At 72.4% G+C, this 24,486-nt stretch carries 21 protein-coding genes and 2 tRNA genes; 13 read left to right on the forward strand and 10 right to left on the reverse strand.

Features of this window, described 5'->3' with window-relative positions; translation table 11 throughout:
- Positions 1-37: 37 nt before the first annotated feature.
- Positions 38-111: transfer RNA gene (locus tag ACIG47_RS15450), tRNA-Ile, on the reverse strand.
- 185 nt (positions 112-296) lie between these two features.
- On the opposite strand from ACIG47_RS15450, the gene ACIG47_RS15455 reads away from it, so the two are divergent.
- From ACIG47_RS15455 to ACIG47_RS15470, 4 genes are all read left to right on the forward strand, one after another.
- A complete protein-coding gene (locus ACIG47_RS15455; RefSeq protein ID WP_397431837.1) occupies positions 297-1,520 on the forward strand; it encodes an RtcB family protein in 1,224 nt (407 codons plus the stop codon).
- A gap of 116 nt (positions 1,521-1,636) precedes the next feature.
- Positions 1,637-2,170, forward strand: a complete 534-nt coding sequence (locus tag ACIG47_RS15460) for a potassium channel family protein (RefSeq protein ID WP_397431838.1) — start codon at positions 1,637-1,639, stop codon at positions 2,168-2,170.
- 46 nt (positions 2,171-2,216) lie between these two features.
- Positions 2,217-3,065 (forward strand): DUF5819 family protein, encoded by an 849-nt coding sequence (locus ACIG47_RS15465; RefSeq protein ID WP_397431840.1) that lies wholly within the window; start codon positions 2,217-2,219, stop codon positions 3,063-3,065.
- Positions 3,062-3,955, forward strand: coding sequence for an HTTM domain-containing protein (locus ACIG47_RS15470; RefSeq protein ID WP_397431841.1), 894 nt, complete (start codon positions 3,062-3,064; stop codon positions 3,953-3,955). The genes ACIG47_RS15465 and ACIG47_RS15470 overlap by 4 nt, the downstream gene beginning before the upstream one ends.
- Positions 3,956-3,992: 37 nt before the next feature.
- On the opposite strand, the gene ACIG47_RS15475 is transcribed toward ACIG47_RS15470, so the two are convergent.
- The 7 genes from ACIG47_RS15475 to ACIG47_RS15505 all read right to left on the reverse strand — a co-directional run bounded on the left by ACIG47_RS15475 (position 3,993) and on the right by ACIG47_RS15505 (position 10,407).
- Entirely contained in the window at positions 3,993-4,490 is a 498-nt protein-coding gene (locus ACIG47_RS15475; protein WP_397410832.1) for a DUF3145 domain-containing protein, read from the reverse strand.
- 277 nt (positions 4,491-4,767) lie between these two features.
- Positions 4,768-5,253 (reverse strand): peptide deformylase, encoded by a 486-nt coding sequence (gene def / locus ACIG47_RS15480; protein ID WP_397410830.1) that lies wholly within the window; start codon positions 5,251-5,253, stop codon positions 4,768-4,770.
- A 106-nt stretch (positions 5,254-5,359) separates the two neighbouring features.
- Positions 5,360-6,604, reverse strand: coding sequence for a beta-ketoacyl-ACP synthase II (fabF, locus tag ACIG47_RS15485; RefSeq protein WP_397431842.1), 1,245 nt, complete (start codon positions 6,602-6,604; stop codon positions 5,360-5,362).
- 86 nt (positions 6,605-6,690) lie between these two features.
- The gene (locus ACIG47_RS15490; RefSeq protein ID WP_119143615.1) at positions 6,691-6,939 is read right to left on the reverse strand and encodes an acyl carrier protein; all 249 of its coding nucleotides are present in this window, start codon (positions 6,937-6,939) and stop codon (positions 6,691-6,693) included.
- Between the two features lie 125 nt (positions 6,940-7,064).
- Entirely contained in the window at positions 7,065-8,066 is a 1,002-nt protein-coding gene (locus ACIG47_RS15495) for a beta-ketoacyl-ACP synthase III (RefSeq protein WP_397410826.1), read from the reverse strand.
- Positions 8,063-9,031, reverse strand: a complete 969-nt coding sequence (locus tag ACIG47_RS15500) for an ACP S-malonyltransferase (protein WP_397431843.1) — start codon at positions 9,029-9,031, stop codon at positions 8,063-8,065. Before ACIG47_RS15500 ends, ACIG47_RS15495 begins: the two co-directional genes overlap by 4 nt.
- A gap of 119 nt (positions 9,032-9,150) precedes the next feature.
- Positions 9,151-10,407 (reverse strand): PucR family transcriptional regulator, encoded by a 1,257-nt coding sequence (locus tag ACIG47_RS15505; protein WP_397410823.1) that lies wholly within the window; start codon positions 10,405-10,407, stop codon positions 9,151-9,153.
- Between the two features lie 99 nt (positions 10,408-10,506).
- Here ACIG47_RS15505 and ACIG47_RS15510 point away from each other — a divergent pair, with 99 nt between their 5' ends.
- A complete protein-coding gene (locus ACIG47_RS15510; protein ID WP_397410821.1) occupies positions 10,507-11,181 on the forward strand; it encodes a hypothetical protein in 675 nt (224 codons plus the stop codon).
- 94 nt (positions 11,182-11,275) lie between these two features.
- Here the strand turns inward: ACIG47_RS15510 and aceE are convergent, their stop codons facing one another.
- Complete coding sequence (gene aceE / locus ACIG47_RS15515) at positions 11,276-14,026, reverse strand: pyruvate dehydrogenase (acetyl-transferring), homodimeric type (RefSeq protein WP_397431845.1); 2,751 nt, start codon at positions 14,024-14,026, stop codon at positions 11,276-11,278.
- A gap of 436 nt (positions 14,027-14,462) precedes the next feature.
- Between aceE and ACIG47_RS15520 the strand changes: the two genes are divergently transcribed.
- The 6 genes from ACIG47_RS15520 (at position 14,463) to ACIG47_RS15545 (ending at position 18,746) form a co-directional block, all read left to right on the forward strand.
- Positions 14,463-14,870 (forward strand): DUF3052 domain-containing protein, encoded by a 408-nt coding sequence (locus ACIG47_RS15520; protein ID WP_397410817.1) that lies wholly within the window; start codon positions 14,463-14,465, stop codon positions 14,868-14,870.
- Positions 14,867-15,325, forward strand: coding sequence for a peroxiredoxin (locus ACIG47_RS15525; protein WP_397431846.1), 459 nt, complete (start codon positions 14,867-14,869; stop codon positions 15,323-15,325). The genes ACIG47_RS15520 and ACIG47_RS15525 overlap by 4 nt, the downstream gene beginning before the upstream one ends.
- Before the next feature lie 64 nt (positions 15,326-15,389).
- Positions 15,390-15,463: transfer RNA gene (locus ACIG47_RS15530), tRNA-Val, on the forward strand.
- Between the two features lie 69 nt (positions 15,464-15,532).
- Positions 15,533-16,813, forward strand: a complete 1,281-nt coding sequence (locus ACIG47_RS15535; protein WP_397431847.1) for a sensor histidine kinase — start codon at positions 15,533-15,535, stop codon at positions 16,811-16,813.
- Positions 16,810-17,454, forward strand: coding sequence for a response regulator (locus tag ACIG47_RS15540; protein WP_397431848.1), 645 nt, complete (start codon positions 16,810-16,812; stop codon positions 17,452-17,454). The genes ACIG47_RS15535 and ACIG47_RS15540 overlap by 4 nt, the downstream gene beginning before the upstream one ends.
- Positions 17,455-17,585: 131 nt before the next feature.
- Positions 17,586-18,746, forward strand: a complete 1,161-nt coding sequence (locus ACIG47_RS15545) for an amidohydrolase family protein (protein ID WP_397431849.1) — start codon at positions 17,586-17,588, stop codon at positions 18,744-18,746.
- Between the two features lie 95 nt (positions 18,747-18,841).
- Here ACIG47_RS15545 and ACIG47_RS15550 read toward each other — a convergent pair whose 3' ends face one another.
- The gene (locus tag ACIG47_RS15550; RefSeq protein ID WP_397431850.1) at positions 18,842-19,780 is read right to left on the reverse strand and encodes a cation-transporting ATPase; all 939 of its coding nucleotides are present in this window, start codon (positions 19,778-19,780) and stop codon (positions 18,842-18,844) included.
- Between the two features lie 158 nt (positions 19,781-19,938).
- Between ACIG47_RS15550 and treY the strand changes: the two genes are divergently transcribed.
- Together treY and treZ are read left to right on the forward strand one after the other, a co-directional pair.
- Complete coding sequence (gene treY, locus ACIG47_RS15555; protein ID WP_397431851.1) at positions 19,939-22,485, forward strand: malto-oligosyltrehalose synthase; 2,547 nt, start codon at positions 19,939-19,941, stop codon at positions 22,483-22,485.
- Complete coding sequence (treZ, locus tag ACIG47_RS15560) at positions 22,482-24,305, forward strand: malto-oligosyltrehalose trehalohydrolase (RefSeq protein ID WP_397431853.1); 1,824 nt, start codon at positions 22,482-22,484, stop codon at positions 24,303-24,305. Before treY ends, treZ begins: the two co-directional genes overlap by 4 nt.
- The last annotated feature ends 181 nt before the right edge of the window (positions 24,306-24,486 follow it).

The raw sequence follows: 24,486 nt of genomic DNA on the forward strand, positions 1-24,486 counted from the left end.
CGAGGCCCGGGATCCGGCGGATCCCGGGCCTCGGCCGTGCCCCGTGCAGGACTTGAACCCGCGACCGAGAGATTATGAGTCTCCTGCTCTGACCAGCTGAGCTAACGGGGCCCACGGCAGCACGCCGCGGGAGGATCTTACTGCCTGGGCCCGCCGATCCCGCTGCGGCACACCTGGCCCCGCCCGCCGCACGACGCCGAAATGCCCTGGCGCGCGTTCGCCGTCGGCCCGTAGGTTCTGCGAGCCCTCCACCGGAGGCGCACCACACCATCCGCACGGAGAACAGGAGCACTCCCATGTCCTCGAACTTCCCGGTCGCCCTCTCGGGTGCCCGGGCCCGGACCCTCATGTGGGCGCACGAGCACGACGTCGACCACGCGGCCCTGAACCAGCTGCGCAACATCTCCGCCCTGCCGTGGGTCGAGGGCGTCCGCGTGATGCCCGACGTCCACCTCGGCAAGGGCGCGACCGTCGGCTCGGTCATCGCCATGCGTGACGCCGTGTCGCCCAACGCCGTCGGCGTCGACATCGGCTGCGGCATGATCGGCGTGCGCACCTCGCTCACCGCGAGCGACCTGCCGGACGACCTCTCCCGTCTGCGGACGCGGATCGAGGCCGCGATCCCGGTGGGGTTCCACGCGCACGACGAGCAGGTGGACCTGCGCCGGCTGCGGCCCGTCAAGGGCTCCGGCGGCCAGGAGCGGCTGCGCGGCGAGCAGGGGTTCTGGGACCGGTTCGAGACGCTCCACCCGAAGGTGCGGCAGCTCGAGACCCGGGCGCGCAAGCAGCTCGGCTCGCTCGGCGGCGGCAACCACTTCGTCGAGGTCTGCCTGGACCAGGACGACCAGGTCTGGCTCCAGCTCCACTCCGGCTCCCGGAACATCGGCAAGGAGCTCGCCGAGCACCACGTCCGCGTCGCCAAGGACCTGGAGCACAACAAGGGGCTCGTCGACCGGGAGCTGGCCGTGTTCCTCGCCGGCACGCCCCAGATGGACGCCTACCTCAACGACCTGTGGTGGGCCCAGGAGTACGCGGCGCGCTCGCGCGCGGTCATGATGGCGCTCGCCGTCCAGGCGGTCCGGGACGAGTTCACCGGCCGGGACATCACCTTCGACGAGGGCGTGAACGTGCACCACAACTACGTGGCGCGCGAGCAGGTCGACGGCGCGGAGCTGATCGTCACCCGCAAGGGCGCGATCCGGGCCGGCCGGGGCGACCTGGGCCTGATCCCGGGCTCGATGGGCACCGGCTCGTACGTGGTGCGCGGCCTGGGCAACCCGGAGTCGTACTGGTCGGCGTCGCACGGCGCGGGCCGGCGGATGTCGCGCACCCGGGCCAAGAAGGAGTTCACGGTCGAGGACCTCGCGGCGCAGACCGCGGGCGTCGAGTGCCGCAAGGACTCCGGCGTGCTCGACGAGATCCCGGGCGCGTACAAGGACCTCGACGCGGTGATCGCCGCGCAGTCCGACCTCGTCGAGGTCGTGGCCCGGCTGCGGACGGTGCTCTGCGTCAAGGGCTGAGCGCGCGGCCGGCCACCGTGGTCCCGACGAGGATCACGGTGGCCGGCCGTGCGTGGGGTGGCCGCCGGGTGCCGCCCGGGCCAGAGTGGAGAGGTCCGCTCGGGGAGGTGGTCCGCGTGACGGTAGCTGCGCCGCGGCACGACGGCGGTACCGGGCCGCGTCCGGCCGGGGTCGCGCTCGGCCTCCTGCGGGCCGCCGCCACCTCGGCGGTCCTGGTGGTGCTCTACTACGTGCTGCCCCTCGACCGGGACTCGGTCCTCGGGTCGGCCGTCGGGCTCGGCCTCGGCCTGGTCGTGTTCGCCGTGGCGGTGTACCGGGAGGTGCGGGCGATCGTCCGGTCGCGGGCGCCCGCCGTTCGCGCGATCCAGGCGCTGGCCTGGCTGGTCCCGTTCTTCCTGCTCCTGTTCGCCTCCACCTACTACATGCTCGGCATCCAGGTGCCCGGGGCCTTCAGCGAGACCCTCAGCCGGTCCGACGCGCTCTACTTCACCGTCGTCACGTTCGCCACGGTCGGGTTCGGCGACGTCGTGCCGCGGGCGGAGGGGGTCCGCCTGCTCGTGTCCGGCCAGGTGCTGCTCGACCTCGTGATCCTCGGGCTCGGGGTGCGCGTCATCCTCGAGGCGGTGCGCCGGGGCCGGACGACGGGCTGACCGCGCGGCTGGATCAGGCGGCCCGACCTCTGGCACCCTGTGCGCGGTGAGCGACGCGCGAGACGGGACCGGCGACACGGCTCCCGCGGTCTCGCGACGGCTGCGGGGCCTCGTGCTCGCCGTCTGGGCGCTGCTGATCGCCCATCTCGCCGCCACGCTGCTGTGGACGGCGCCCGGCTGGGTGACCGGACGGCCCCAGGAGGGTCCGCTCTCCGCGGAGCCGTCCGGTACGGCTGGGTACGGTGCGCTGGAGACCTGGATGACGCCGGTCTTCGACCAGGGGTGGTCGCTCTTCGCACCTGAACCGCTGCACGTGGACTACACGCTGCGGGTACGGGGCGTGTACCGGGGCGGTGGCGGCGCCCCGGTGCCCGGCCCCTGGATCGACGCGTCGGCGGTCGAGCTCCGCGCGCTGACCGGTCACGCGCTCCCGGCCGCGACCGAGCGGCCCGCCCGCCGTGTCGCCGCCGAGGCGCGCGAGGCGTACCTCGCACTGCCCGAGGCAGGCCGTGGCGTTGTTCTCCGGTCGACGGCGGCCGCGCCGGACGTTTCCGGCCACCCGGTCGCCTGGGCGGAGCTGCGCGCGGCGCTGCTCGGCACCGGCGCGGCAGCCGGCGTCGTCGACCGGTACCTCGCGGCGGACCGGGCCCTGGCCGCCTACGCGACGCAGGTGGTACGGGCGTCGGGCTCTGACCGGACGCACCGCCGGCCGGTGTCCGTCCAGGCGGAGGTCGTGCGCCGCCCGGTCCCGCCGTACGCCTCTGCCGAGCGGCCCCGCCCCACGACGCTCACCTTCGGTGCCCGCCCGCTCCTGCGGCTGCCTGGGCAGGACGACGCCGCGTTCGGCGCCGTGTGGGCGCGGCTCCAGGAGCTGGGTCACGAGGCGGGGCGGTGACCCGGCTCCTGGACGCCGTCGTCCGCTGGAGCACCCGGTCCGCCCGTGCCACCCACGGCATCGCGCTGACCCGCATCGTGCTGGGCCTCGCCGTCGGTGCCTACGTCGCGGTGAACGTCCCGGCGCGCCACGCCCTGTGGGGCGCCGGGGCCCGCTGGACGACGCCGCTCGGCGGGCAGGTGCTCGCCACCGGCCCCGTGCTCACGGCGGTCTGCGTGGCCGTGATCCTGGCGTCCGCGCTGGTGGCCCTGGGCTGGCACGCCCGCTGGACCGTGCCGCTGCTCCTGATCGGCTGGTCCGGCCTGACCGCCGTGAACCCGCTCGTCGCGGACCAAGGGCTGAATCTCGCCCGGATCCTGCTGGTGTACCTCTGCTTCGCGGACACCTCGGCGCGGTGGTCGCTCGACGCCCGGCGCCGACGGAGGGCGGCGAGACCGCCGGCGGGCGGTGCCCCGGTGCGCACCCTCCTGCACAACGCCGCCGTGGTCGCGGTGGGCGCGCAGGCCTGCCTGGTGTACGTGCTGTCGGGGCTGTTCAAGCTGGAGGGGGAGCAGTGGCGTGACGGCTCGGCCGTGTACTACCCGCTGATGCTGCCGCAGTTCCGGCCCTGGCCGCCGCTGGCCGACCTGATCGCGGGCAGCGGCTGGCTCGTCGCAGCGGTGACGTGGGGAACCGTCGCGCTGCAGCTCGCCTTCCCGCTCCTGCTGCTCCATCCGCGCCTGCGGATGGCCGCCGTCACCGGCGCGTTGCTGCTGCACGCGGGCATCGGCGTCGTCATGGGGCTGCCGTTCTTCTCGCTCTTCATGCTGGCCGCCGACTGCGTCTTCCTCGATGTCGCGGCGCTCCGGCGCGCCGGGCCGGGTGCGCGGCCGCGCCCGGAGCCGGGGTGAGCTCCGGGCGCGGCCGACGGCCAGGGGACCGGGTGGGTCAGCCCACCTGGTGGAGCCAGCGGACCGGGGCGCCCAGGCCCGCGTAGCGGAACGGCTCCAGCTCGTCGTCCCACGCGGCGCCCAGCGCCAGGTCGAGGGCCTCGCGCATGGCGCGCGGGTCGGCGAGCTCCAGGGCGGCACGGACCCGGTCCTCCGGCACCACCACGTTGCCGTGGACATCCGTCATGGCGTGGAAGATGCCGAGGTCCGGGGTGTGCGACCAGCGGGCGCCGTCGGCCCCGTTGCTCGGGTCCTCGGTGACCTCGTACCGCAGGTGCGACCAGCCGCGCAGGGCGGACGCCAGCTTGGCGCCCGTTCCCTGCGATCCCTGCCACGAGTACTCGGCGCGGTACAGACCGCGCCCAGCGGGCTGCGCGGTCCAGTCCATGGAAACGCGCACGCCAAGAACGTTCCCCGCGGCCCACTCGATGTGGGGACACAGGGCACGTGGCGCGGAATGCACGAAAAGTACACCCCGCGTGATGACACCGGCCATGTCTTCCTCCCTGGGTCGAGGTACGTCTTCCCCTACGTCCTCACCAGGGCGGTGACGCTGTGGCCGGCTGCACAGCGGTGCTCCGGACCACATCCTGCCCGATCCTGCGGCGACATGCGAGGCGAACCGGCGCACATGTCGCCGAAAGAATCACTTCGTACGACGAGTTCGTGCGGCACATTCTTGCCTAAAGGGACGTACCGCCACTAGTGCTGGAACGAATCTCCTGATGATTCATCCCACATGGGCGATATGTACGAAAGGAGGTGCTGCTCCCTCAGAGGCGGGCCCGCAGCTCCCGCATCGCGGCCCGGCGCGTCTCCTTCTGGAGGCGGTCCAGGTAGACCATGCCGTCGAGGTGGTCGCACTCGTGCTGCAGGCAGCGGGCCATGATGCCGGTGCCCTCCACGGTGACGGGCTTGCCGTCCAGGTCGATGCCCTCGACCCGCGCGTAGTTGGCGCGCACCGTCGGGTACCAGAGCCCGGGCACGGACAGGCAGCCCTCGCCGCCGTCCTGCAGCTCCTCGCCCAGCTCGACGATGCGCGGGTTGATCACGTACCCGATCTCGCCGTCGATGTTCCACGAGAAGGCCCGCAGCGAGACCCCGATCTGGTTGGCGGCCAGCCCGGCGCGACCTTCGTCGTCGACCGTCTCGACCAGGTCGGCGACGAGACCGCGCACGCGGTCGTCGATCGTCGCCACGGTGTCGCACGGGGTGCGCAGCACGGGGTCGGGAACCACTCGGATCTCACGCATTGCCATGCGTACATTCTCCCATGTCACGACCCGGGGGCGCCGTCGGCACACCCCGGACATGCCAGACGCTCAGGCCACGCGGGTGACCTGAGCGTCCGACGAGGCCTGTGGCTCAGGCGTTCTGGATCAGCAGCGCCACGTTGTGCCCGCCGAAGCCGAACGAGTTGTTGATCGCGGCGACGTCGCCGCCCGGCAGCTTCGACGGCTCGTCGCGCACCAGGGGCACCTGGAGCTCGGGGTCCGGGTTCTCCACGTTGATGGTGGGCGGGGCGAGCCGTTCGGCCACGGCCTTGACCGCGAACACCGACTCGATGGCCCCGGCACCGCCCAGCAGGTGGCCGGTCATCGACTTGGTGGCCGAGAGCTGCACGTGGTCGGCGTCCGACCCGAAGAGCTTGCGGATCGAGGCGGTCTCCGTGAGGTCGCCCACCTTGGTGGAGGTGGCGTGCGCGTTGACGTGCACCACGTCGGCCGCGGTGACCCCGGCGTCCTGGATCGCGAAGCGCATGGCCGCGACCTGGCCGGTGCCCTCGGGGTCGGGGGAGGTGATGTGGTACGCGTCGGACGACAGGCCGACGCCGCCGATCTTCGCGTAGACCCGGGCGCCGCGGGCGGCGGCGTGCTCGGCGCTCTCCAGCACCAGGACCGCCGCGCCCTCGCCCAGCACGAAGCCGTCGCGGTCGACGTCGTACGGCCGCGAGGCGTGCTGCGGGTCGTCGTTGCGCAGCGACAGCGTGCGCGACGCCGCGAACGCGGCGAGCGGCATCGGGTGGATCGACGCCTCGGTGCCGCCCGCGACCACGACGTCGGCGCGGCCGGACCGGATCATCTCGACGGCGTAGCCCACGGCCTCGGCGCCGGACGCGCAGGCGGAGACCAGCGCGTGGGTGCCGGCGCGCGCGCCGAGCTCCAGCGACACGTAGGCGGACGGCGAGTTCGGCATGAGCATGGGGACGGTCATCGGCAGCATGCGCCGGGCGCCGCGCTCACGCAGCGTGTCCCAGCCGTCCAGGATGGTCTGGATGCCGCCGATGCCGGAGGAGACCACGGCGCCGAGCCGCTCGCCCGGGACCTCGGGGCTGCCCGCGTCGGCCCAGGCCTCGCGGGTCGCGACGATCGCGTACTGCGCGGACGGGTCCATGCGCTTGGTCTCGGGGCGGGACAGGACCTCCGCCGGGTCCACCTTGATGGTGGCGGCGAAGTTCACGGGGATCCCGTACTTCTCGGCCCAGTCGTTCTCGAGGGTGCGCGCCCCCGAGACACCGGCGAGGGCGGCCTCCCACGTGGATGCCACGTCTCCGCCGAGCGGGGTGGTGGCGCCGAGGCCGGTGACGACGACGTCGCGTGCGGAGGTCATGATGATGCTCCCGGGGGTGGTGGAACGAATGACTGGAGTGCCCGGCGGCGGCGCGGGACCGGCCCGCGGCCGCCGCCGGGGGCGGATCAGGCCTGGGCGCTCTTGATGAAGCTCACGGCGTCGCCGACGGTGGCGAGGTTCTTGACCTCCTCGTCCGGGATGCGAACCCCGAACTTGTCCTCGGCGTGCGTGACGATCGTCATCATCGACAGGGAGTCGATGTCGAGGTCGTCGGTGAAGGACTTCTCGAGCAGGACGTCGGCCGTGTCGAGGCCCGTCTCCTCGGCGACGATCTCGGCGAGGCCCGTGAGGATCTCCTGGTCCGTGTTGGCCATGGGACTTCCTTATCTTTCGTAACGGTCACCGGCGCCGTCGGGCACCGGAGTCTTGCTGGTCAGATCTTGGCGCATCCTGTGACCGGAATGCACAACAGGCCGTCCTGCGGCCCTGCCGGCACCGGTTACGGCAGCACCACGACCTGCGCGGCGTAGACGAGGCCCGCGCCGAACCCGATCTGGAGGGCGAGGTCGCCGGACCTCGCCTGCCCCTCGGCCAGGAGCCGCTCGGCGGCCAGGGGGATCGACGCGGCGGACGTGTTGCCGGTCTCGGCGATGTCCCGCGCGACCACCACCGTATCCGGCAGACCGAGCTGCTTCTTCATCTGGTCGATGATGCGCATGTTGGCCTGGTGCGGGATGAAGACCTGGATGTCCTGCGCGGTGACGCCGGCCTCGGCCATCGCCTTCTCGGCGACGGGGGCCATCTGGAAGCTCGCCCACTTGAAGACCGTCTGGCCGTCCTGGCGCAGCGTGGGCCAGCCGAGCGAGGGGTCCTCGCGCAGCTCGGTCCAGGAGTGCGTCTGCCGGATGGCGGTCGCCTTGGAACCGTCCGAGCCCCACACCGTCGGGCCGATGCCCGGCGTGTCCGAGGGGCCGACGATCGCGGCGCCCGCGCCGTCGCCCAGCAGGAACGAGATGGAGCGGTCGGTCGGGTCGATGATCTCGCTGAGCTTCTCGGCGCCGATCACCAGCACGTTGCGCGCCAGGCCCGCGCGCACCAGGGCGTCCGCCTGCCCGATGCCGTACGCGTAGCCCGCGCAGGCGGCCGAGACGTCGTAGGCGGCAGCGGGCGTCGCACCGATGCGGTCGGCCAGGACCGCGGCGGCCGACGGCGTCATGTGCATGTGGGTGATCGTCGAGACGATGATCGCGTCGATGTCCGCGCCGGTCAGGCCGGCGGCGTCCAGCGCCTTGCGCGACGCGGCCTCGGCCAGGTCGAGCATGTCCCGGTCGGCGCCGGCCCGGCGCCGCGTGATGATGCCGGTGCGCTGGCGGATCCACTCGTCGGAGGAGTCGATCGGGCCCGCGATGTCGTCGTTCGTGACGACGAGCTCACCGCGCTCCGCGCCGATCGCCAGGATCCGCGAGAACTGGGTGGGCTGGGCCTGCTGCAGGATGGTCACTGGTCTGCTCCGGATGTGCTCGTGCTGTGGGCCGCGATCAGCTCGCGGGCCGCGTCGAGGTCGGCGGGCGACTTCACGGCCACCGTCTCGACACCCTTGAGTCCGCGCTTGGCCAGACCGGTCAGGACGCCGCCCGGGGCGAGCTCGAGCAGGCCGGTGACGCCGCGCTCGGCGAGGCTCGTCATGATCAGGTCCCAGCGCACCGGGGCCGTGACCTGGCCCGCGAGGTTGCGCAGCACGTCGGCGCCGGTGCCGTGCCCGTGGGCGCCGCCCGTGTAGGCCGTCCCGTCGAGGTCCGCCAGGAACGGCAGCGTCGGGTCGGCGGCGTCCCAGGCGAGGGCCACGGGCTCGAACTCGGCCCGGGCCGCGTCCATGAACGGCGTGTGGAAGGCGCCGGCCACCTGCAGCGGGATCACGCGGGCCCGGGTGGGCGGGTTCTCCGCGAGCTTGGCGAGATTCTCCAGCGCGCCGGCGGCGACGGTCTGGCCGGCACCGTTCACGTTCGCGGGCCACAGCCCGGCGGCCTCGATGGCGGCCAGCACCTCGTCCGGGTCACCGCCCACCACGGCGCTCATGCCCGACGGCGCTGCGGCCGCGGCGGTGGCCATGGCCCGGGCGCGGCGTGCGACCAGGCCGGCGGCGCCGTCGTCGGACAGCGCGCCGGCGACGGCGGCCGCAGACAGCTCGCCGACGGAGTGGCCGGCGGTGACGTCGATGACCTCCGGCGCCTCGCGCCCGTCCAGGACGGCGCGCAGCGCGAGCAGGGAGGTCGCGACGATCAGCGGCTGGGCCACGGCGGTGTCGCGGATCGTGTCCGCGTCCGACGTCGTGCCGTGTGCCACGAGGTCCAGGCCCGCGGCCTCGGACGCCGCCGCGAGGCGTTGGTCGGTTCCGGGCAGCTCGAGCCAGTCGCTGAGCATCCCGGGGGTCTGAGAGCCCTGTCCAGGGCAGACGACGGCGAGCACGCTTCCACTCTGCCAACCCTGGCGGCGGATCTGACGTCGCGACCCGTACCAACCTGGTCGGGGGGCCTTGTGCGGAATCTACAAGGCGCCGCCCGGGGCGACGGGTTAGGGCGAACGGGTCAGCCGCGGCCGAGCTGGCCGAGCGCCAGCGCCACCTGCAGCACGAACGACTCCCGGGCGTCCAGCGGGTCCCACCCGGTGATCTCGGAGACCTTGCGCAGCCGGTAGCGCACGGTGTTGGGGTGAACGTACAGATGGCGTGCGGCGGCCTCCAGGGACCGGCCGGTGCCGAGGTAGGCGGAGAGCGTCTCCAGCACGGCACCCCCGGCGTCCTGCAGCGGGGTGAAGGCCTGGGCGATCAGGGTCGCGCGCGCCGTGTAGTCGCCGGTCAGCACGCGTTCCGGCAGCAGGTCGTCGGCCATCACGGGGCGCGGCGCCTGCGGCCAGGCCGGGGCCGCCGTCAGGCCCGCGAGGGCCGACCGGGCCGACCGCGGGGCCTCGGTCAGGCTCGGCACCTGGGTGCCGATCACCACCGGGCCGGCGCCGAACCGGCTCAGCAGCGACGTCGCGGCGGCGACGAGGTCGCCCTCGCCGCCGAGCACGAGCACGAGACGGTCGCCGTGGATGCCCACGAGGGCGTCTCCGGCGGCGCGGCGGGCCACCCGGCGGATCTCGGCGGTGCGGATCTCGTCCAGCTCCTCGGTCGCCAGGCCCACGACCACGAGTGCGTTACCGCGGCCGCTCCAGCCGAGGGCGGAGATCCGCGAGCGCAGCGAGTCGTCGCCGTCGCCGCGCACCAGGGCGTCGACCACGAGGGCCTCGAGCCGGGCGTCCCAGGCTCCGCGCCACTCGGCGGCGCGCGCGTAGACCTCGGCCGCGGAGAACGCGACCTCGCGGGAGTAGCGCAGCACGGCCTCGCGCAGGTCGCGCTCGCCGCCGGGGGCGGCGATGCGGTCGGAGTGGGTCTCGACGACGTCGACCACGACGCGGACGAGCTGCAGGGTGTGCTGGAGCGAGATGGACCGGGTCAGCTCCGTGGGCGCCGCGGCGAAGATCTCGCTGACGCCGTGGGGCGGCCGGTCCGGGTCGGTGAACCACGAGGTGAACGCGTTGATGCCGGCCTGGGCCACGAGGCCGACGTACGAGCGGTCCTCCGCCGGCAGGTCGCGGTACCAGTTCAGGTCCTCGTCGAGCCGGCGCATGGCGGCGGCGGTGAGCAGGCCGGTGGCCTCGCGGACCCGCTGGAGGTTCATCGGGAATCCGGCAGGGTCGGTGCCGGTCTCCTGCGTCTCGTCCGTGGGCCGGTCCACGGACGGCTCCGCCCCCTGGTCGTCCTGGGGGGCGTCGTTCCGCGCGGCCCGTCGTGTTGCTGGCACCCCGGCAGCATACGAGCCCGGGTTGTGGGGAGTCCACAAACGGACTTCTCCGGCAGCGTCGGTCCAGTGTGCGGGTGCGGAAAACTGTAGGGTCGAGGTATGGCCCTGATGCAACGGCTCCGCCGCCTCATCCGTCGGCCCCCGTCCGCGTCCACGGTCGGCACGCGCCGCCTGTCGCCGTCGGCGCCCCGGCGGGGGGACGACGGGCACGAGGACGCCCTGCGCGCCCAGCTGACCGACGATCCCAACAACGAGGAGGCGTTCCGCGCGCTGGCGGAGATCGTCCGCCGTCGGGCCGCCGAGGACCCGACGCTGGAGGACCCGCTGCGGGACTCCGACGAGATCCCCGAGTCGAAGCAGCGCGAGGCGGACCTGGCGGTGTGGGCCCTGGCCGAGGAGCTGGCCGGCCACCCCCGCGGGTGGTACCCGCTGATCGAGCTGGGTCGGCTGTCGCTGGCCGACGACCCGGAGGGCGCCGTCCGCCGGTTCACGACCGCCGCCGAGCGGGACCCGGACGGCCACGCGCTGGTCGAGGGGCTCGCGATCCTGCGGGACGCGGGCATGCCCGTGGAGGCGCTGGGGCTGGGCGTGGGGCAGTGGCGGGTGCGGGAGCACCCGCCGGAGGTCGGCCGGCATCTCGTGCTGGCGGCGCTGGAGGCGGACCGGCCGCACGAGGCCAGGCAGCACCTGCGCTCGCTGGAGACCCACCCGGACGCGAAGGCGACGGCGCCGCTCCGCGCGGAGCTGGCGAAGGCGATCGCGGAAGCCGTCTGACGCCGCGCGACGCAAAGTCACGCTCTACCCAGTCATCGGGCCCGGAACTCGCGTGAGTTCCGGGCCCGATGACTGGGTAGAGCGTGACCTGGGGTCAGCTGTCGCCGCCTGCCACGCCCGACGTGCCGGCGTTGACGTCCAGGAGGCGGTACTTCTCCACGGCCTTGGCCACGACGTCGTTCGGCACCTCGCCGCGGCGGGCGAGCGACTGCAGCGTCTTGACCACCATCGACGGACCGTCGATGAGGAAGTGCCGGCGCGCGGCGGCGCGGGTGTCGGAGAAGCCGAAGCCGTCCGCACCGAGCACCGCGTAGTCGCCGGGCACCCACGCACGGATCTGGTCGGGCACCAGGTGGTCGTAGTCGCTGGTGGCGACGAACGGGCCCTGGGCGCCGGACAGCTTCTCGGTCACGTACGGCGTGCGCACGGGCGCGGCCGGGTCCACGAGCGCGTCGTGCTCGGAGGCGAGCGCGTCGCGGCGCAGCTCGTTCCAGCTGGTCACCGACCACACGTCGGCCGAGACGCCCCAGTCCTCCTTGAGGAGCTGCTGCGCCTCCAGCGCCCACGGCACGCCCACGCCGGAGGCGAGGAGCTGGGCCTTGGGGCCGTCCGCGTCGGACACCGAGATGCGGTGGATGCCGCGCTTGATGCCCTCGACGTCGACGTCCTCCGGCTCGGCCGGCTGGACCATCGGCTCGTTGTACACCGTGAGGTAGTACATGACGTCCTGGTCCCGGCCGTCGGAGCCGTCGCCGTACATGCGCTCGATGCCGTCGCGCACGATGTGCCGGATCTCGTAGCCGTAGGCCGGGTCGTACTGCACGACGGCGGTGTTGGTCCCGGCGATGAGCGGCGAATGGCCGTCCGCGTGCTGCAGGCCCTCGCCGGTCAGCGTGGTGCGGCCCGCGGTGGCACCGATGATGAAGCCGCGCGTCATCTGGTCGCCGGCCGCCCAGAACTGGTCGCCCGTGCGCTGGAAGCCGAACATCGAGTAGAAGATGTAGACCGGGATCATCGGCTCGCCGTGCGTCGCGTACGACGTGCCGACCGCCTGGAACGCGGCGGCGGAGCCGGCCTCGTTGATGCCGGTGTGCATGATCTGCCCCGACTCGGACTCCTTGTAGCTCAGCATGAGCTCGCGGTCCACGGCGAGGTAGTTCTGGCCGAGCGTGTTGAAGATCTTGGCGCTCGGGAAGATCGAGTCGAGGCCGAAGGTGCGCGCCTCGTCCGGGATGATCGGCACGATGCGGTGGCCGAAGTCCTTGGCCTTGAAGAGGTCCTTGAGCAGGCGGACGAACGCCATGGTCGAGGCGACCTGCTGCGTGCCGGAACCCTTCTTCAGCAGCTCGTAGGACTTGTCCTCGGGCAGCGTCAGGGTGGTCTTCGCCGTCGTGCGGCGCTCCGGGACGAACCCGCCGAGCTGACGGCGGCGCTCCAGCATGTACTGGATCTCCGGCGCGTCGGCACCCGGGTGGTAGTACGGCGGCAGGTACGGGTCCTTCTCGAGCTCGGCGTCCGAGATCGGGATCCGGAGCGAGTCGCGCAGCGTCTTGAGGTCGTCGCCCTTGAGCTTCTTCATCTGGTGCGTGGCGTTGCGCCCCGCGAAGCCGGCACCCAGGCCGTAGCCCTTGACGGTGTGCGCCAGGATGACGGTCGGCTGGCCGGTGTGCGCGCGCGCCGCGGAGTAGGCCGCGTAGAGCTTGCGGTAGTCGTGGCCGCCGCGCTTCATGTTCCAGATGTCGTCGTCGGTCATGTTCTCGACGAGGGCCTTGGTGCGCGGGTCGCGCCCGAAGAAGTGCTCGCGGATGAACGCGCCCGACTCGGCGCGGTAGGTCTGGTAGTCACCGTCGGGGGTGACGTTCATCAGGTTGACCAGCGCACGGTCCTTGTCGGCGTTGAGCAGGGCGTCCCACTCGCGGCCCCAGACGACCTTGATGACGTTCCAGCCGGCGCCCTTGAACTGGGCCTCCAGCTCCTGGATGATCTTGCCGTTTCCGCGCACGGGGCCGTCGAGGCGCTGCAGGTTGCAGTTGACCACGAAGGTCAGGTTGTCGAGCTGCTGCTGCGCGGCGAGCTGCAGCATGCCGCGGCTCTCCGGCTCGTCCATCTCGCCGTCGCCGAGGAACGCCCAGACGTCCTGCTGGCTGGTGTCCTTGATCCCGCGGTTGTGCAGGTACTGGTTGGTCCAGGCCTGGTAGATCGCGGATGCCGGGCCCAGGCCCATGCTGACCGTCGGGAACTCCCAGAAGTCCTGCATGAGGCGCGGGTGCGGGTAGGACGGCAGGCCGCCGCCCGGGTGCGACAGCTCCTGGCGGAACCCGTCGAGCTGGTCCGCGGACAGGCGGCCCTCGAGGTACCCGCGGGCGTAGACGCCGGGGGAGGCGTGGCCCTGGAAGTAGATCTGGTCGCCGCCGCCCGGGTGGTCCTTGCCCCGGAAGAAGTGGTTCAGGCCCACCTCGTACAGCGTCGCGACGGACGCGTAGGAGGAGATGTGCCCGCCGACGCTCAGGCCCTCGCGCTGGGCGCGGGTCACCATGACCGCCGCGTTCCAGCGGATCCACGAGCGGTAGCGGCGCTCCATGGCCTCGTCGCCGGGGAAGTACGGCTCCTCGTGCACACCGATGGTGTTCACGTAGGGGGTCGCCATCGACGCGGGGATGCTCACGTTCCGCTCGCGCGCACGGCGCAGCAGGTTGAGCATGACGTACCGGGCGCGGGGTCCGCCCTTCTCGTCGATCAGCCCGTCGAAGGACTCGACCCACTCCTCGGTCTCGGCCGGGTCGATGTCAGGTACGGCGCTGAGCAGACCGTTGATCAGCGGTCCGGTCTCGTCAAACGAAGCCACCAGCTACCTCTCTCGGTGTCGCGCGGCGTGGTCGCGGTTCGCGCTCCCCGCCGCCTCGTCAGGCCCCGTCGCGTCGGCGGCAGCGTCACCACAGCTGGGGTTGCGGCTGTGCACGCCCACGCACAGGTGGTCAGAGCCATTCTGTCCCCTTCCAGCGTGCGCTCACACCATAGGGCGGTCAAGAGTGCGTGATCTGCGTTACGTCGGTGCTGGATCACGTCCGTATTGATACGCGGTATCGCAATGATGAGACTGAGTGCATGACCTCCTCGTTGCCGAGGGCTCATCGATTCATCAAATGGACACCACGCGACCTGGTTGCGAGGCATGGCCGGGGTGCGTGCACTACCTTTGGCGACGGAGAGCCCGACGACGGGCCAGAGAGCACCAGGACGACCCGGCTCCAGGCCGGACAGAGAGAGGGACGATCAACCAAGTGAGCACGGACACCCAGGGCGCGGGGCGCCTCGGTTTCGAGGCCGGCCAGGTGGTGCAGGAGTTCGGCTGGGGCGACGACGTCGACGAAGCACTGCGGGCCGACATCGAGGAGATCATCGGTGGCGAGCTGGAGGACGAGGACTACGGCGACGTCACCGACGGCGTCATCCTCTGGTGGCGGGAGGGCGACGGCGACCTCACCGACGCCCTGGTCGACGTCCTGACGGTCCTCGACGACGGCGGGCTGATCTGGATCCTCACGCCCAAGCCCGGTCGCGACGGCGAGGTGGGCCACGGTGACATCCAGGAGGCCGCGACCACGGCCGGCCTGCAGACCACCAGCACGTTCGCGATCGCGGAGGACTGGTCGGCGACGCGTCTGGGCTACCGCGGCCGCGGCAAGTGACCGTCCTCGCACCGGGGGACCCCGCACCCGACTTCACGCTCCCGGACACGCACGGCACCCCGACCACGCTGTCGGACCTGCGCGGGACGCCGGTGCTCGTCGTCTTCGTGCCGTTCGCCTTCTCCGGGACGTGCACGGGGGAGCTGTGCGAGCTGCGGGACAACATCGAGGACTTCGAGACGGCGGGCGTGCGGCTGCTCGTCGTCTCCACGGACGCCGTGTTCACGCTCAAGGCGTGGCAGGCGGCCGAGGGATATCAGTTCGACCTGCTGTCGGACTTCTGGCCGCACGGCCAGGTGGCGCGCGACTACGGGGTGTTCGACGAGGAGTCCGGGATCGCGCTGCGCGGGTCGTTCCTGATCGACGGGGACGGGATCGTCCGGTGGAGCGTGGTCAACCCGCGGGGGCAGGCGCGGGACCTGGAGGACTACCGCCGGGCGGTCGCCGAGGTCTGACGCCGTCCGGTCGGAAAATCAGGACCTGTGTGCGGCGTGGGCCAGGTATTGTGGACCGCTGCCGGGGCTCGTAGCTCAGCTGGTTAGAGCGCCACGTTTACACCGTGGATGTCGGGGGTTCGAATCCCTCCGGGCCCACTCGCTGCAGAGCGCAGCCTGTCCGTGGCAGGTGCGCAGTGCGGCGCCCGCGACCGAGGAGCCCGCGTCGTGCCGGCGGCGACGCTCGTGGTGCTCGTCGGCACGCGGCCCGGCAAGCTCTGGCGCGCGCGAGAGGGCCAGGAGGAGGGCCGGGTCGATGTCCCTGTGCGAACGATGACGGCGCTCCGTCCGCGAGTAGCCGATCGCCTGCTGGCGGCGGGGTCTTTCGCGCTCGGCGTCGGTGCCGCGCTCACGCTCCAGGTGGTCGACTTCGACGGCGAGCGCCGTGTCGACCTGTGGGCGATCCTGCTCCTGGGCGCGACGTCCGTGCCGTTGCTGGCCCGTCGGCACCGGCCGATCCTCGTCGTCCTGGCCGTCCTCGCCGTGTCGATGCCCTACCACCTGCTCGACTATCCCCACGAGGCCACGCTGCCGGCCTCCCTCGTCGCGGCGTTCGCGGCGGCCCGCTACAGCGACCCACGGCGGCGGCCCGTCGCCGCCCTGGTGGGGGTGGCCGCGGTGACCGTGCCTGTCCTCGCCGACGAGACGTCCGGGGCGCTCGGCGATGTTCTCCTCGGCGTCGGCTGGTTGTTCATGGCCTTCTTCGCCGGGCTGGCGGTCCGCTTCCGGGAGAGCTGGAAGGCCGCCGTCGCCGCGCGGCTGGAGCAGGAGCGTGCCAACGAGGTGGAACGGCGGGTCGCCGAGGAGCGGGTCCTGATCGCGGCCGAGGTGCATGACGTCCTGGCCCACGGTCTCGCCGTCGCCAACGTCCAGGCGTCCGTCGCCGCGCACCTGATCGACCAGCTGCCGGACCGTGCCGATACGTCCCTGCGGGAGCTGTCCGGCACGCTGCACGACCTCTCGGACACGAGCGGGGCCACGCTCCGTGAGCTGCGTGCCGTGCTGGCCGTACTCCATGGTGGCGGGACCGAGACGACCGAGCCGGCGCCCCACCTGGGCGAGCTGCGGCGACTCGTGGACATGGCGGAGGCCACCGGTGTCCGGGTCGACCTGGAGGCTGGCGGGCTGCCGGACGATCTACCTTCGACGGTGTCGGTGGTGGCCTATCGGATCATCCAGGAGGCGCTCACCAATGTCGCTCGGCATTCCATGGCCGGGCAGGCGACCGTCCGGCTCGACCAGGACGGCCACCGGCTGCGGATCACGGTCGTCGACCACGGGCCCGCGCAACCGGGCTCGATCGTGACACCGGCCGGCTTCGGTATCGCCGGGATGACAGGGCGGGCACAGGCCGTCGGCGGCGAGCTGTCCGCCGGCCCGGGCGAGTCCGGAGGATTCGAGGTACGGGCCAGCCTGCCGTTGCCGGAGACCTGGAGGGTCTCCACGTGATCCGGGTCCTGCTCGCCGAGGACCAGGCACTGGTGCGTGGCGCCTTCGCGCTCCTGGTGAGCTCGGCCGACGACCTGGAGGTCGTCGGGGAGGCAGGCACCGGCGAGGAGGCGGTGACGCTGGCCAAGGACCTGCGGCCCGACGTCGTGCTGATGGACATCAGGATGCCGGGTACCGACGGCATCGAGGCGACGCGGCAGATCTACGCCGACGACGCATCGGCCGGCAGCAAGGTCCTCATCCTGACCACGTTCGAGACGGACAGGAACGTGCTGCGCGGCCTTCGTGCGGGGGCATCCGGATTCCTGCCCAAGGACACCCGCCCCGACGCCCTCCTGAGCGCCATCCGCACCGTCGCCGCGGGAGAGTCGCTGCTGTCGCCCGGCGCGACCAGGGCGGTCATCACCCGTGCGCTGAGCCGCCCGGAGGCGCCCGCACCCGAGCGGCTCGCCCGGCTGACAGCGCGCGAGCGGGAGGTGCTCGGGCTGATCGCCGCCGGCCGGAGCAACCAGGAGATCGCGGACGAGCTGGTCGTCAGCCCCCTGACCGCCAAGACGCACGTGGCCCGCATCCTCGCGAAGCTGGGCGCCCGCGACCGCGTCCATCTCGTCATCGCCGCCTACGAGGCCGGGCTCCGCTGACGCAACCCTCGGCGTGGACCACCCTCCCGTACTCCGCGCGGAGTACGGGGAGGTGTCTTCCGTGGGCCGACGATCCGGGCGGGCGGACCTGGAAACGTGCTCCACAACGCAACGAAGGAGCACATGCAGACATGGGACCGAACGAACAAGACCGACGGCGACCGCTCGGGCGCCGCGGGTTTCTCGCCGGCGCGGCCGGGCTTGTCGCCGGCGCAGGACTGTCCGCGGCGGCACTCGCGGGACGCGACGACGGCACGGAGGAGCGGGGAGTCTCGCTCACCAGGAAAGACATCGCGCTGCGCGACCAGGACCTGAAGTTCATCGGCACGGAGGAGACCTTCTCGACACCCGCGCTGCTGAAGCTGAACTCCATCAACCAGGATCACATCGACTTCCTCGAGGAGATCGGTCTCTCGGATCTCGGGGGACGCCGCATCGGCGACATGGACGAAGGGGGACTCGACGTCCAGATCCTCTCCGCGCACACGCCGTCCGTGCAGAACGTCCCTGGGCAGCAGGGGATCGACCTCGCCTACGGCCTCAACCGGCAGCTCGTCGAGGGGCCGATGGCCGGCTATCCCGGCCGCTTCCAGGCGTTCGCCACCCTGCCGTTGCAGAGCCCGGAGGCGGCGGCGGACGAGCTGGAACGCTCGGTGCGCGAGGACGGCTTCCTGGGCGCCCTGACCAACGGGCACATCACGAAGAAGTACCTCGACCATCCCGACCTCGAGCCCGTCCTGGCGCGTGCCCAGGCTCTCGATGTGCCGATCTACCTGCATCCCGGGTACCCGGCCGACGAGGTCTTCGACATCTACTACCGCACGACGCGGTCGGAGTACACGAACGAGTTCCAGGACTACATCTTCAGCGGGTCCGGCTACGGCTGGCACCAGGAGGTGCTGACCCAGTGCATCCGGCTGATCGCCTACGGGGTCTTCGACAGGTTCCCCCGGCTGAAGATCATCGTCGGGCACATGGGCGAGGGCCTTCCGTTCTACTACGAACGGATCGCCAACGACATGGGCGAGCCGACCGAGAGCTCGCTCGAGAAGCCCTTCGAGCAGTACTTCCAGGACAACTTCTGGTTCACGACCAGCGCGTTCTTCCAGGACGACCTGCTCCACCTGCTGCTGAAGTACATCAGTGTGGACCGCGTGATGTTCGCGACCGACTACCCCTTCGCGAGCATCAAGGACGGGACCGACTGGTTCCGAGGGGTCGATCTTCCGCGTGCGGACAAGGAGAAGATCGCGTTCCGCAACGCCGAGACCCTGTTCGGCATCACGGTCTGACGCCGCTCCGGGGACGCAGCAGGCCTGGCTGACCTCTGGCGAGCGGGGCAGCGCGACGACGGACAACCTCGCCGCCGTCGTCGCGCTGGAGCCTCCTAGAAGAAGTTGCGCGGGTCGAACTTCTCCGCGATGTCGGAGAGCGTGCCGCCGGCCTCCGACACCTGGTCGCCGAGGCCGGACACCGCGCCCTCGGCCGTGCCGGTGAGGTCCTCGACACCGGCCGTGGCCTGGTCGACGGCGCCCGCCCCGAGCTCCTCGACGCCGGCCGTGGCCTCGCCCAGCGCGCCGTCCCCGTACTCCCCGAGACCGGCAGCCGCCTGGTCCAGGGCTCCTGCTCCGGCCTCGCCGGCCGCCGCCGTCAGGCCCTCGACGTCGACGCCCGCCGCCAGCGACTCGAAGTCGACCCCGAGGTTCGCCGCATTCTCCAGGAGCGGGCCGGCGACGCTGCTGACCGCCGCACCTGCCGCGACGGCGCTCAGGACGCCCACCGCGCCCACGGCGACGCCGGCGACGGCCCCACCCGTGCCGACCTTCGCGAGCATCGACCGCATGGAGCCCGGCCGCCGAGCCTCCGTCCGGGCAGCCGCCCGGGCGAGCTCGGCATGGTCGGCGGAGCGGGGCTGCTCGTGCGGCGGAAGCTCTGCCTGCATGCGCTGCAGCACCGCCTGGCGCTGCGCCGGTGTCAGGCGGGCGAAGGACTCGGCGTGGATCCGCTCGACCTGGTGCGGGTCGGCGGTCTGCATGAGGTAGTCGTAGCGGGCGATGGCCCGCCGGTCGGCGTCGGCGGTCGCCGGGGCGGGCCGTGCGCCCGGGTGGCCCTGCGGCGTCGTCGGGTAGCCCGGCTGTCGGCCGGCCGGGTAGCCCTGGCCCGGCGCGCCCTGCTGCTGGTCGCGCCCGGTCACCGCTCCGGCGATGTCCTGGAGCGCGGACTGCCAGGATCGCTGGCCCGTCGAGCCGCCCTGCTGTTGCTGCTGCCCGGACTGGGACTCGAGCACCTTCTTGGCGAGGCCGATCATGTTCGAGAGCTTGGACATGCGGTCCGTTCCTTCCGTCGGGGCGGATGGGCCACACTTCCAGGCCAGCATGAGAACTACGTGAGACCAGGATGAGAGATTCACCCGGTGGCCTGGCGGGACACCCCGAGATCAGCCAGGGTGTGAACCGCGAGCCACCACCGAGCGACGGAGGCACAGTGCATTCCCATCTCCCCGGACCCGGCCGCCGCACCCCGGTCAGCACGTACCGCCTCCAGCTCGGTCCGGACCTGACGTTCGCGGATGCCGAGAAGGCGCTCCCGTACCTCGACGCCCTCGGGATCACGGACCTCTACCTCTCGCCCGTGCTGCAGGCCGCGCCCGGGTCCACGCACGGCTACGACGTCGTGGACCACACCCGGATCAGCGACGTCATGGGCGGCCGGGACGGCCTCGAACGGCTCGCGGCGGCGGCACACGCGCGGGGGGTGGGCGTCGTCGTCGACGTGGTGCCGAACCACATGGCCGTGCCGACGCCGGCCTGGCACAACCGGGCCCTGTGGTCCGCGCTCAAGCACGGCCACGAGTCCCCGTACGCGACGTGGTTCGACCTCGACATCGCCCCGGGCGAGGGACTGCTCATGCCGGTGCTCGGTGCGCGGATCGGCACGGTGCTCGCGGCGGGGGAGCTCGTGCTCGACCGCGTCGTCGTGCCCGGCGAGGACGGCGAGCAGCCGGTGCTGCGCTACTACGACCACCTGTTCCCCGTGCGGCCCGAGACGGAGGACCTGCCGCTCGCGGAGCTCGTGGGCCGCCAGCACTACCGGCTCGCGTACTGGCGCGTGGCCGACGAGGAGCTCAACTACCGGCGCTTCTTCGACGTCGGCACGCTGGCGGGCATCCGCGTGGAGGACGACGACGTCTTCGACACCACGCACGCCCTGCTGCTGGAGCTCTTCCACGCGGGCGTGATCGACGGCTTCCGCATCGACCACCCCGACGGGCTGGCCGACCCGCGCGGCTACCTGCGGCGCCTGAACGAGGCGACCGGCGGGGCGTGGGTCGTGGCCGAGAAGATTCTCGAGGAGGACGAGGCGCTGCCCGACGACTGGCCCGTCGCCGGCACCACCGGCTACGACACGGCCTGGCGGCTGCACGGCCTCCAGGTCGACGCCGACGGCGCCGCCCCGCTCGCGGCCCTGATGCAGGAGCTGACGGGCGAGCAGACCAGCCTGGACGACGTGATCGAGCAGGCCAAGCGGCAGATCGTCGAGACCTCGCTGTACGCGGAGACCCACCTGCTGACCACCATGCTGGCCGACATCTGCCGCGAGGACGTGCGGCTGCGCGACCATACGTTCCGGTCGCTGCAGGACTGCGTGGTCGAGCTCGTCGTCGCGTTCGGCCGGTACCGCGCGTACGTCGTGCCGGGGGAGGAGGCCCCGGCGGAGGCGGAGCGCGTGGTGCGGGAGGCGGCCGACGTCGCCCGGTCGCGCCTCGACCCGGACCGGCACGACACCTTGGACCTCGTGGTCGACCTGGTGCTCGGTCGCGAGGCCGGGTCTGCTGGGCGGCGGGACGAGGAGCGGCGTGCCGAGCTCGTGGTCCGGTTCCCGCAGGTGTGCGGCGCGGTCATGGCCAAGGGCGTCGAGGACACGGCGTACTACCGGTGGACCCACCTGGTCAGCCTGTGCGAGGTGGGCGGGGCGCCTTCGCGCTTCGGTGCGGGACCGGACGAGCTGCACGCGCACGCGCGGCACCTGGCCGAGTCGTGGCCCGCGACGATGACCGCCGGGTCCACGCACGACACGAAGCGCGGCGAGGACGTGCGCTCGCGGATCGGGGCCGTCTCCTCGCACGCGGAGGCCTGGGTCGCGCTGGTGCGGCGGCTGCGGGAGGCGACTGCTGATGTGCGGCCTGCCGACCTCGACGGGCGCACCGAGAACCTGCTCTGGCAGACGCTCGCCGGGACCTGGACGCCGGAGGGGCCGATCGAGGCCGAGCGGCTCGCCGCGTACCTGGTCAAGGCGTCGCGGGAGCAGAAGGCGTGGACCACGTGGACGGCGCCCGACGTCGCCCGGGAGGACGCGCTGGTCGAGTACGCGACCGGGCTGCTGACGCACCCCGAGGTCGTTGCCGGGTTCGACGGGTGGGTGGCCGAGGTGACGCCGACCGTCCGGCGGTCGGTGCTCGCGACCAAGCTGCTGCAGCTCACCGTGCCCGGCGTCGCCGACGTCTACCAGGGCACCGAGGTGACCGGGACGTCGCTCGTCGATCCGGACAACCGGCGGCCCGTGGACCTGGAAGGGCTCGCGGCTGTTCTCGGGTCGCTCGACGCCGGGCGGACGCCGTCGGGGCTCGCGGAGGAGAAGCTCGTCGTGACGGCCGCCGCGTTGCGGCTGCGGCGGGCGTATCCCGAGACGTTCGTCGGGGAGGACGCCGGGTACGAGCCGCTGCCGGTGACCACCGGGCGGGCGGTGGGGTTTGTTCGGTCGGATGCTGCCGGGCCTCGGGTCGTGGTGGTCGCGACGCGGCTCGGGGATGCACCGGGGCTGTTGGACGCGTCCGTCGTGCTGCCGCAGCCTGCGCCGGGGGAGGTGTGGCGGTCCGTGCTGACCGGGGTCTCGGCCGACGCCGGGGCGGTGCGGCTCGGTGACCTGCTGGGGGCGTGGCCGGTCGCGCTGCTGGTGGCGGAGGCTGCTGATCGTTCGGACGCTGATGGCCGTTCGCACCATGCTGTTCGTGCGGGCGGGGCGGGCGCATGACCGGGGACCTGCGGGTCTGGGCGCCACGGGCGGCTCGGGTCGACCTTGTCCTGTCGGCGAGCGGCACCACGGAGGCGATGGAGGCCGACGCCGGGGGCTGGTGGCGCTCGCGGCATCCGCTGCTGGCCGGGACCGACTACGCCTTCTCGCTCGACGGCGGCCCACCACGCCCGGACCCGCGCAGCCCCTGGCAGCCCGCGGGCGTGCACGGGCCGTCGCGCACCTTCGACGCTCATGCTCATTCCTGGGCCGACGGCGGCTGGGCCGGCCGGGACGTGCTCGGCGCCGTCATCTACGAGCTGCACGTCGGAACGTTCACGCCCGAGGGCACGCTGGATGCCGCCGTCGGTCGCCTCGACCACCTCGCCGACCTGGGGGTCGACGTCGTCGAGCTGATGCCGGTCGCCGCGTTCGGCGGGCACCACGGCTGGGGGTACGACGGCGTCGCCCTGTGGGCCGTGCACGAACCGTACGGCGGCCCCGCCGCGCTCCAGCGGTTCGTGGACGCCGCGCACGCGCGCGGGCTCGCGGTCTGTCTCGACGTCGTCGACAACCACCTCGGGCCGTCCGGCAACTACCTCGCCGAGTTCGGCCCGTACTTCACCGACCAGCACCAGACGCCGTGGGGCGCGGCCGTGAACCTCGACGGCGAGGGCTCCGCCGAGGTGCGCGTGTTCGTCGTCGAGAAGGCGTTGCGGTGGTTCCGGGACTTCCACGTCGACGCGCTGCGTCTGGACGCCGTGCACGCGCTCGTGGACGACTCGCCGCGGCATCTGCTGGCGGAGCTGTCGGACGCGGTTGCTGTCCTTGCTGCCGATCTGGGGCGGCCGTTGTCGCTGGTGGCCGAGTCGGACGCCAACGATTCGCGGACCGTCACGCCCACTCGTGAGGCGTTCCAGGGGCGGGCCGGGTACGGGATGACGGCGCAGTGGGCCGACGACGTCCACCACGCCCTGCACACGCTGATGACCGGTGAACGACAGGGGTACTACGTCGACTTCGGCACGCCGGAGACGCTCGCCAAGGCGCTGACCGACGTCTTCGTGCACGACGGCGGCTGGTCAACCTTCCGCGGCAAGAACTGGGGTGCGCCCGTGCCCGCCGACCTGGACCGACGCCGCTTCGTCGTCTGCTCCCAGAACCACGACCAGGTGGGCAACCGGGCGCTCGGCGACCGGCCGTCCCGCGTGCTGACGCCGGGGGCGCTCGCGGTGAGCGCGGCCGTGGTGCTGCTCGGGCCGTTCACGCCGATGCTGTTCATGGGCGAGGAGTGGGGCGCGACGACGCCGTTCCAGTACTTCTCGGACCACGAGGAGCCGGAGCTCGCGGCGGCGATCTCGCGCGGGCGGGCGGCGGAGTTCGGCGGGCACGGGTGGGCCGAGCTTTATGGGGCCGATGTTGTGGTGCCTGATCCTCAAGCGCTCTCGACGTTCGAGGCTTCGCGGTTGGACTGGGGGGAGGCTTCGGGCGAGGGCGGGGCTCGGATGCTGGAGCTGTACCGGAGGCTGGTGGGGCTGCGGCGGACGGAGGCGGCCGTGGCTTCCGGGGATCCTTCCGGGACGTCGGTGCGCGTGCAGGACGGGGCTCTTGTCCTGACACGGGTACCCGTCGGGGCGTCTCGGGGTGCGCGGGTCGATGTGGTGCTGGCCGTGCGGGAGGGGGCGGTGTCCGTGGTGGTCGACCGGGGCGGTGAGCCGGCGCGGGTGGTGCTCGACTCGGGGGTGGTGCTCGGGGGCGCGGCGGCGGTCGTCGAGAGCGGCGTCGGTGGGACGACGGTGACGGTGACGGTGTCGGGGCCGGGGGTCGTCGTACTGCTCTGAGCGGCTGTAGAGGTGGGATCAGCTCATCGGGCGGGCAGATCTGCTCACGCTCTCTTGAGGTCGGCACCTTCCTGCGACGTCGGCAGTCTGCCTCGAGGTCGGTACAGGCCTGGACCGACCTCGAGGCAGACAGGCCCAGATGCGCGGGAAACAAGATGGGGAGAGGCGGGGGGTGGGCAAA

It is taken from the genome of Promicromonospora sp. NPDC052451, from assembly GCF_044547525.1.
Classification (GTDB): domain Bacteria; phylum Actinomycetota; class Actinomycetes; order Actinomycetales; family Cellulomonadaceae; genus Promicromonospora.

Bases quoted from the DNA above. Each gene is read 5' to 3' on its own strand.
- ACIG47_RS15455 (WP_397431837.1), top strand. From the start codon at position 297: ATGTCCTCGAACTTCCCGGTCGCCCTCTCGGGTGCCCGGGCCCGGACC.
- ACIG47_RS15475 (WP_397410832.1), bottom strand. From the start codon at position 4,490: ATGGCCGGTGTCATCACGCGGGGTGTACTTTTCGTGCATTCCGCGCCA.
- def (WP_397410830.1), bottom strand. From the start codon at position 5,253: ATGGCAATGCGTGAGATCCGAGTGGTTCCCGACCCCGTGCTGCGCACC.
- fabF (WP_397431842.1), bottom strand. From the start codon at position 6,604: ATGACCTCCGCACGCGACGTCGTCGTCACCGGCCTCGGCGCCACCACC.
- ACIG47_RS15490 (WP_119143615.1), bottom strand. From the start codon at position 6,939: ATGGCCAACACGGACCAGGAGATCCTCACGGGCCTCGCCGAGATCGTC.
- ACIG47_RS15510 (WP_397410821.1), top strand. From the start codon at position 10,507: ATGGCCCTGATGCAACGGCTCCGCCGCCTCATCCGTCGGCCCCCGTCC.
- ACIG47_RS15545 (WP_397431849.1), top strand. From the start codon at position 17,586: ATGGGACCGAACGAACAAGACCGACGGCGACCGCTCGGGCGCCGCGGG.
- ACIG47_RS15550 (WP_397431850.1), bottom strand. From the start codon at position 19,780: ATGTCCAAGCTCTCGAACATGATCGGCCTCGCCAAGAAGGTGCTCGAG.
- treZ (WP_397431853.1), top strand. From the start codon at position 22,482: ATGACCGGGGACCTGCGGGTCTGGGCGCCACGGGCGGCTCGGGTCGAC.